The following is a 9,332-nucleotide window of genomic DNA, read 5'->3' as shown; positions in this document are numbered from 1 at the left end:
CGTGTTCTACACTATCATCTTCGTCTGCAGCGTGATATGTGTATAAGAGACATGGATAAAGGAGTCTTTTTATTATGGACAAAAAAGTACATTATAAAATGCACAAAGTTAAGAAACAATGGGTAACCATCGCAGTTACAGGAATGTCGCTCGGTGCAGTCTCAGCGGTTTCTTTAGGAACTAACGACGGTGTCGTTCAGGCCGACGAACATACGGATGCTACTGTAGCCATCCCCGATATTACTGTTGATACGGGTACTGTATCTAACGATACAACGGCTGCTCAGGATCCAACTACAGCAGTTGCAGCGACAAATGATGTCGCAACTGACCAAGCAGCTCCAACAGCAACCTTCGATTTGACAACTGATACAACAAATACAGTTGCAGCGAATGCTGTTGATACGGCAGCGACTGTCGGTACTGATCGTGCGGCAACTACAACAGATACAACAGCAACCAATGATACAGCTGTTGATACAACAAATAACAATACTACAACTGACACAACAACAGTTACTGATCGCGCAGCGACACGTGAACGTCGTGCGACTGGTGCCCGCCGTGGTCCTACAGGAGGCCGTCGTGCAACTCCAGTTAACGGCAATACAAACAATGCTAATAATACTAATAATACTGTCACAGTAGTAAACAACGACCTTCCAGCAACTAACAATGTCGTAACTGATGGTCCAAGCCACATCAAAACAATTGATGGAAAACAATACTACCTTGAAGATGACGGCACTATTCGTAAGAACTATGTTCTTGAACGTAACGGCGGCAGCCAATACTTCAACGCTGAAACTGGTGAATTGTCTAACCAAAAAGAATACCGTTTCGACAAGAACGGTGGAACAGGTTCATCAGCTGATAGCACAAACACAAACGTTACTGTAAATGGTGATAAAAATGCCTTTTATGGTACAACTGATAAAGATATCGAACTTGTTGATGGTTACTTCACTGCCAACACATGGTACCGTCCAAAAGAAATCTTGAAAGATGGTAAAGAGTGGACTGCTTCAACTGAAAATGACAAACGTCCATTGCTTACAGTTTGGTGGCCAAGCAAGGCTATCCAAGCGAGCTACCTCAACTACATGAAGGAGCAAGGTCTCGGTACCAATCAGACCTATACGTCATTCAGCTCACAAACCCAAATGGACCAAGCAGCGCTTGAAGTTCAAAAACGTATTGAAGAACGTATTGCGCGTGAAGGTAACACTGACTGGTTGCGTACAACTATCAAAAATTTCGTGAAGACCCAACCAGGTTGGAATTCAACTTCTGAAAATCTTGATAATAGTGACCACTTGCAAGGTGGTGCCCTTCTCTATAACAACGATAGTCGTACAAGTCATGCTAACTCTGACTATCGTCTCTTGAACCGCACACCAACTAGCCAAACAGGTAAACACAATCCTAAGTATACTAAGGATACAAGTAACGGTGGTTTTGAATTCTTGTTGGCTAATGATATCGACAACTCAAACCCAGCGGTTCAAGCTGAGCAGTTGAACTGGCTCCACTACATCATGAACATCGGTACTATCACTGGTGGTTCTGAAGATGAAAACTTTGATGGTGTTCGTGTCGATGCCGTGGATAATGTCAATGCTGACCTTCTCCAAATTGCTTCAGATTACTTCAAAGCTAAGTATGGTTCTGATCAAAGCCAAGAACAAGCTATTAAGCACTTGTCTATCTTGGAAGCATGGTCTCACAATGATGCCTACTACAATGAAGACACCAAAGGTGCTCAATTGCCAATGGATGACCCTATGCACTTGGCATTGGTATATTCACTCTTGCGTCCAATTGGTAACCGTTCAGGAGTTGAACCACTCATTTCAAATAGTTTAAATGACCGTTCTGAAAGTGGTAAAAACTCTAAACGTATGGCTAACTACTCATTTGTTCGTGCCCACGATTCAGAGGTACAATCAATCATTGGTCAAATCATCAAAAATGAAATCAACCCTCAATCAACAGGGAATACCTTCACTCTTGATGAAATGAAGAAAGCCTTTGAAATCTACAACAGAGACATGCGTAGTGCCAACAAGCAATACACACAATATAACATCCCATCAGCATATGCCTTGATGCTTACACATAAGGACACTGTGCCACGTGTTTACTATGGAGACATGTACACAGATGATGGTCAATATATGGCTAAAAAATCACCATATTATGATGCTATTGAAACCCTCTTGAAAGGCCGTATCCGCTATGCAGCTGGCGGTCAAGATATGAAGGTTAACTACATCGGATATGGTAATACTAATGGTTGGGATGCTGCAGGTGTCTTGACTTCTGTACGTTACGGTACAGGGGCTAACAGTGCTTCTGATGCTGGTACAGCAGAAACACGTAACCAAGGTATGGCAGTTATCGTTTCAAACCAACCTGCCCTTCGTTTAACAAGCAACTTGACAATTAATATGGGTGCGGCTCACCGTAACCAAGCTTATCGTCCATTGCTTTTGACAACAAACGATGGTGTAGCTACGTACTTGAATGACAGCGATGCTAACGGTATTGTTAAATACACTGATGGCAATGGTAATTTGACATTTAGTGCAAGTGAAATCCGTGGTATCCGTAACCCTCAAGTTGATGGTTACCTTGCTGTTTGGGTGCCAGTAGGAGCTTCTGAAACTCAAGATGTGCGTGTAGCACCAAGTAAAGAAAAGAACAGCAGTGGTTTGGTCTACGAATCAAATGCTGCCCTTGATTCACAAGTTATCTACGAAGGTTTCTCTAACTTCCAAGACTTCGTTCAAAATCCATCACAATACACTAATAAGAAGATTGCTGAAAATGCTAGTCTCTTCAAATCATGGGGTATTACATCATTCGAACTTGCACCACAATACGTTTCAAGTGATGATGGTACTTTCCTTGACTCAGTCATCCAAAATGGTTATGCCTTCACAGACCGTTATGACATTGCTATGAGTAAGGACAACAAGTATGGTTCATTGGCTGACTTGAAGGCAGCTCTTAAAGCCCTCCATGCAGTGGGAATTTCAGCGATTGCTGACTGGGTTCCAGACCAAATCTACAACCTTCCAGGTGACGAAGTAGTTACTGCAACTCGTGTTAATAACTACGGTGAAACTAAAGATGGCGCGATCATCAACCATAGCCTCTATGCCGCTAAAACACGTACCTTTGGTAATGACTACCAAGGTAAATATGGTGGTGCCTTCCTTGATGAATTGAAACGTCTCTACCCACAAATCTTTGACCGTGTTCAAATCTCTAACGGTAAACGCATGACAACTGATGAGAAGATTACGAAGTGGTCTGCGAAGTACATGAATGGTACTAACATTCTTGACCGTGGTTCAGAGTACGTGCTTAAGAATGGCCTCAACGGTTACTACGGTACAAATGGTGGTAAGGTTAGCCTTCCAAAAGTAGTCGGAAGCAACCAATCAACTAATGGTGATAACCAAAACGGTGATGGTAGTGGTAAGTTTGAAAAACGTCTCTTCTCTGTAAGATACCGTTATAACAATGGTCAATATGCTAAGAATGCCTTCATCAAAGATAATGACGGAAATGTCTACTACTTTGATAATACAGGCCGTATGGCAATCGGTGAAAAGACTATCGATGGTAAACAATACTTCTTCCTCGCTAATGGGGTGCAATTGCGTGATGGTTACCGTCAAAACCGTAGAGGTCAAGTCTTCTACTATGACCAAAACGGTGTCTTGAATGCTAACGGCAAACAAGATCCAAAACCAGATAACAACAATACATCAGGTCGCAATCAATTTGTTCAAATTGGTAACAATGTTTGGGCTTACTATGATGGTAATGGTAGACGTGTAACAGGCCACCAAAACATTAATGGTCAAGAGCTCTTCTTCGATAACAATGGTGTCCAAGTTAAAGGGCGTACTGTTAACGAGAATGGAACAATCCGTTACTATGATGCAAACTCAGGTGAAATGGCTCGCAACCGTTTTGCTGAAATTGAACCAGGTGTTTGGGCTTACTTCAATAATGATGGAGCAGCCGTAAAAGGTTCACAAAATATCAATGGTCAAAACCTCTACTTTGATCAAAATGGTCGTCAAGTGAAAGGTGCTTTGGCTAATGTTGATGGCAACCTTCGTTACTATGATGTAAACTCAGGTGAGCTTTACCGTAATCAATTCCATGAAATCGATGGTAGCTGGTATTACTTCGATGGTAATGGTAATGCTGTCAAAGGCATGGTTACTATCAATGGTCAAAATCTCCTCTTTGATAACAATGGTAAGCAAATCAAAGGTCATTTGGTTCGTGTGAATGGCGTTGTTCGTTACTATGATCCAAATTCAGGTGAGATGGCTGTTAACCGTTGGGTTGAAGTGAGTCCAGGATGGTGGGTTTACTTTGACGCTCAAGGCCGAGGACAAATCTAATCGTTTCCAAACTGTATGAACCGAGACAGTAGTCTCGGTTTTTATGGCATAACTGGGTTTCCGTAAAGACTTAAATGTGGACTGTGAATAGTCATTTAACCCTTTTCTTGGCTGAGTTGTGAAATACCTATGACTATTTGGTGCCCAGAATGATAGCAAAATAGCCTAATCCCAATGACTATTATTAATGCACAATTTAATACGAGAAAGCTTTAAAATTAGGGATTTTCATTAAATGGTTCCAATCTATTGACGAAGCGTCAAAGTCAATCTATACTAGGAGTAATACCAGTTATTTATTGGAATTCCCTAGTCGAGGACTAGTCGCAGGCTTGGCCTGTGTCATTCCTAATAGGCCATTTCTTTAACAAATACAGTAAGGCTCTAGCCATTCAAAGATGAGAAGTAGTTGTGATAGTTTATAGTCTATTTCTTATGAGAGTGTCCTTAGGGAGAGAAAGCTCCATTAAAGACTCATCATTTAAGTTGTCGGTGTAATCTCATTTTGATGTCACTTTCGTAAACTACTTGATAGATATCGCACATTAAAGCACTATTTTTTCACTTAGGGGTTAAAATGATTAAAGTTCTTACACCTTACTTGTAAAAATTCGATTCTCGTATTATAGTATATATAAGAGATATCAAAAATTTTAATCTTTGATAAGAACTTGTTAGTTTCTCCGAGGGAAAATGAAATCTTAATAGAAAAGATTTCCATGAGAACTTAGCAAGTATAGGATTTTATTTCTCATAAAAAGAAGAAAGGGGGAGTATTTTTGAGAGCCTATAGGGAAGATGCGACTGAAGCAGCAGCAAGAACTGCTGAAGAGCATATTGCACATAAATCAGCGGACTCTGATTTAGTTGATACTATAGATCTTTCTAAATTATTGACTAACCCAAAAAGTCGCTCTGACCACAGTGCCCCCTCTCCATTAGATTTTGCTAGAGCTGACGAGGCCCTCTTTGATAATCATGCCCAATCGGAAACCGTGAGGATTCCATCTAAGCAAGAGATTATCTTTCAAGGAGCGGATTCGCAAACTCCAGATCCTGAAGTCATGGAAAACCATGTCTTCACAGGAACTAGGGATAGGAAAACTGGTTTAATCGAATGGGACAAGGACAGTTATACCTATCCTAAGATATCGGTACCAGTTGTCCAGGGCTATTTCGCTGACCAAAAGGAAGTGGGTTTTAACGTTGTCACGCCCTATGTGCCAACGGTAACGGAACATGTGACCTATAGGAAATTGGGACGCATTATCCCTGTGACAGAAGATGGGGAATATATTCCAGGTGCTTTGACTAAGCAGTATAACAATAACAAAAAAGATCCACGAAAGGCGGGTGAGACAGCAACACCAGCTGTTCAAGATTATATGACAGATATTAAAAGTGTAGTACCGAACAAACCAGGAGCAGACACTCCGGTTGTGTATCGTAAAATTTTCAAGAAAGCCAGCATCACTTATATTGATGAAACTACCGGTGCTTACTTGGTTAGTGACCAGTTGACCGGTGAATTGGGTGAAGCGATTGAATACGGGACAGCAACGCGTATCAAGACTTTCAAGGACATGGGATATGACTTGATTCAGGATGAATTCCCTAAGGATGCCATTTTTGATGATAAAGATATTGATGATCAAGAGTGGTTCGTCCTCTTGCAACACGATGTTGCTAAGGTGGGACCTGAAAATGAACAAGTCCCAGATACTCCAATCAATCCTAATAATCCAGATGGACCTAAATGGCCATCTAAGTATGCTTACGAAAAAGAAGTAAGCTTCACAGTCTTTTACAGAAGTACAGATGGCAATGCTGATTTGCCAGATGCTGATGTACAAAAGGCTTATTGGGTGCGTACTCTTACCTTCGACAAGGTTACAGGTGAACTTGTTGATGAGACAGAGTGGTCTCCAAACAAAACCAAGTATTATGATATCTATGCACCAGTTGTTTTAGGCTATTTTGCGGATAGAGTAGAAGTTAAGGGTAGAGATGTTACTGAGGATAATATAGAAGAAACCGTTACCTACGTTCCACTTGGTAAGATTATCCCTATTGATGCGAATGGACGCTTGATTCCAAACGTGCCTACGCCAACCTTCAACAACGATGCTAATAACCCAACCAAGGTTAGTGAGACTCTTGTTCCTCACATTCCGGGTTACCGTCCAATGCAACAAAGTGTCATGCCTGAGAGCTTAACAGACGATATTCTTGTTGAGTACGCTCCAATCCTTGAAGATGTAACGCAACCAACCTTGCAAACTGTATTCTTCAAAGGTGCTGGCGAAGCAACACCGTCTGTTAATATTCAGTCTGACTTCACCTTCACTGGTAAGTACAACCAAGCAGAAGACACTTACACATGGGATCAAGACAGCCATACTTTCGCTAAGGTCAATGTTCCAGTTATCGAAGGTTACTTTGCGGACAAGGCAGTTGCTGGTATGCAGGTTGTTACACCTGATAAACCAGAAGCAACAGATAGTGTTGCCTATAAAGAGCTTGGTAAGATTATCCCTGTTGATAGCTTTGGTAATCCAATCGCGGATGCAGAGCCAGTTCATTATGCTAATGATCCTCAAGATGCTACGCAAGTTATTGAGACACCAGCACCACAAGTTGCTGGCTACCAAGCTGAAAGTGAATTGGTATTGCCAATTGACCTCAGCATGGACCAAACCTTGGTTTACGAGCCAATCTTGGATGATATCACGCAAGATACGAAACAAACGGTTACCTTCCAAGGTGCAGGCTACAAAGATCCAGTTATCAACATCCAAGATAGCTTCAGCTTCCATGGTAAGTTTAACCAAGTGGAACAAACAAGCACTTGGGATCAAGAAAGCTTCACTTATGATGTCGTAGAAGTTCCAGTTGTAGATGGCTTCTATGCGGATAAACGTCAAGCTGGTGGTCTTGAAGTTCGCCCAGACCTTCCAGAAGTGGAAGATACAGTAACTTACACAGAGCTTGGTAAGATTATTCCAGTAGATGAGTATGGTACACCTATTGAAAATGCACCTACTCCAAGCTACAACAACGATCCTGAAGATCCAACCATGGCTATGGAAACAGTCGTTCCAGATGTTCTTGGTTACATTTCTGAAAAGGCCTTTATTACTCCAGAACACCCAGGTCAAGATACCAACGTGGTTTATGCTAAGGATGAGCAAAAAGCTATTATCCTTTACATGAATGAGCTTGATAAGTCTGAATTGACTCGTGATGTCGTCGTCGGAAGCTCAGGTGAAAAGATTGACTACTCTACTGATGAACAAATTGCAAACTTGCTCAAACAAGGTTATGAACTTGTCAACGATGGTTATGCAGAAGCCTTTGACCACACTTACAATGGTGATTCTGACTTTGATCAAGTTTTCGAAGTTGTTCTTCGTGAACGTTTGGTTCTTATTGACCCAGATATGCCAGCACCAGTTGCAGGTGAAGTCGTAGATCCAAACGATGTTAATAGTCCAGTTTGGCCAAATAGCGTAGAGATGCTTGAAAACCGTGCCGATGTGACACGTACTATCCAGTATGTCTTCGAAGAAGGCGGCTTGGCTAGCGACGACTACGTAGAAGTTCTTGATTTCAAACGTTTGGCCAATGTTAACCTTGTGACAGGCGCTATCAATTATGAAGCATGGTCAAGTACTCAAGCTGGCTTCTCAGCTGTTCCTTCTCCAGAGGTTGTTGGATTTACACCAGACCGTATGGAAGTAGCTGAAATGACAGATGTTTCTGTAGAAACACCTGAAATCATGGAAGTAGTAACTTACCTCAAGGATGCTCAGAAAGCTACAGTTACTTATGTTGACGGTACAACTCGTAAGAAACTTGAAGTGGTCGACTTGCTTGGTAAATCAGGCGAAGTGATTGAATACTCAACAATCGAGCGTATCAAGTACTATAGTGACCGTGGTTATACCCTCCTTGCAGATGGCTTCACAAACGGTGTTATCTTTGATGGTGATTCACATGTTGACCAAAACTTCATGGTTACCCTTCGTCATGGTACCGTTCAAGTAGGTCCAGATAACATCCAAGAAGCTGGTACACCAATCAACCCAGCAAATCCTGATGGTGCTAAATGGCCAGAACGTGAAAGCTATATTAAAGATGTAACCTTCACAGTTCTCTACACATCTAGCGATGGACAAGCAGAACTTCCTGCTAATAACATCCAAACTGCTCAATGGACACGTAGCTTGACTATTGATAAGGTTACAGGTGAAGAGCTTGGTTCAAGCTACTGGACTTCAAATAAAGGTCAGTTTGAAACAGTCGTCACTCCTGAAGTAGAAGGCTATAGCGCTGATAAGGACAAGGTTGAAGGTAAAACAGTAGGTCAACGTAACCTTGAAGAAACAGTGGTTTATATCCCGCTTACAGGCGATATTAACGGTAAACCTAAGGAAGACAAGGCAGACGATATCGTTGTTGAAGAGGTTCAAGATCTAGAAATTCTCGACCAAGTCGAAGAGCAAGTGGAATCTCATGAGGGACCAGTCACTTATGGACCAGGCGATGACTTTGAAGCACCTGTTTCAAGTCAAGCTGAGGGTAAAGGCTCTAAACACAAGATGCCAATTAATCTCTCAAATGAAGAAGAAGCAAGCAAAGGTAAGATTGAAGAAACCATCAATATCGCAGGCTTCACCGTATCGGTAACAGGCCTAGGACTTGGTCGCAACGGACGTAAGAAGAAAAATAAAAAAGATCACAAAGATCAAAAAGACAAATAATATAAAGACCTGAATGACTCAGGCATGCCCAGACAGAAAGAAAATCTCAAGTTGCATAGAGAACTTGGGATTTTTTTGTTGATTACCTAACTGAGATTTGTGGAAACTTAGCATTATAAATGTAAAAGAAGGTGTCGAA

2 protein-coding genes are annotated in these 9,332 nt (G+C 41.6%); both read left to right on the top strand.

Going from position 1 to position 9,332, the window contains the following annotated elements; genetic code table 11:
• Positions 1 to 74: 74 nt before the first annotated feature.
• Entirely contained in the window at positions 75 to 4,430 is a 4,356-nt protein-coding gene (locus H7T93_RS09305) for a glycoside hydrolase family 70 protein (RefSeq protein WP_201041903.1), read from the top strand.
• Between the two features lie 779 nt (positions 4,431 to 5,209).
• On the top strand, positions 5,210 to 9,193 hold the full coding sequence (locus H7T93_RS09300; RefSeq protein WP_201041901.1) for a mucin-binding protein: 3,984 nt from the start codon (positions 5,210 to 5,212) through the stop codon (positions 9,191 to 9,193).
• Positions 9,194 to 9,332 lie beyond the last annotated feature (139 nt).

This window comes from Streptococcus sp. 9.1 (genome assembly GCF_016648815.1).
In the GTDB taxonomy this organism is placed as follows: domain Bacteria; phylum Bacillota; class Bacilli; order Lactobacillales; family Streptococcaceae; genus Streptococcus; species Streptococcus salivarius_E.
The sequence above is the reverse complement of the archived record's forward strand: the minus strand, read 5'-3'. Positions and strand labels throughout refer to the sequence as shown.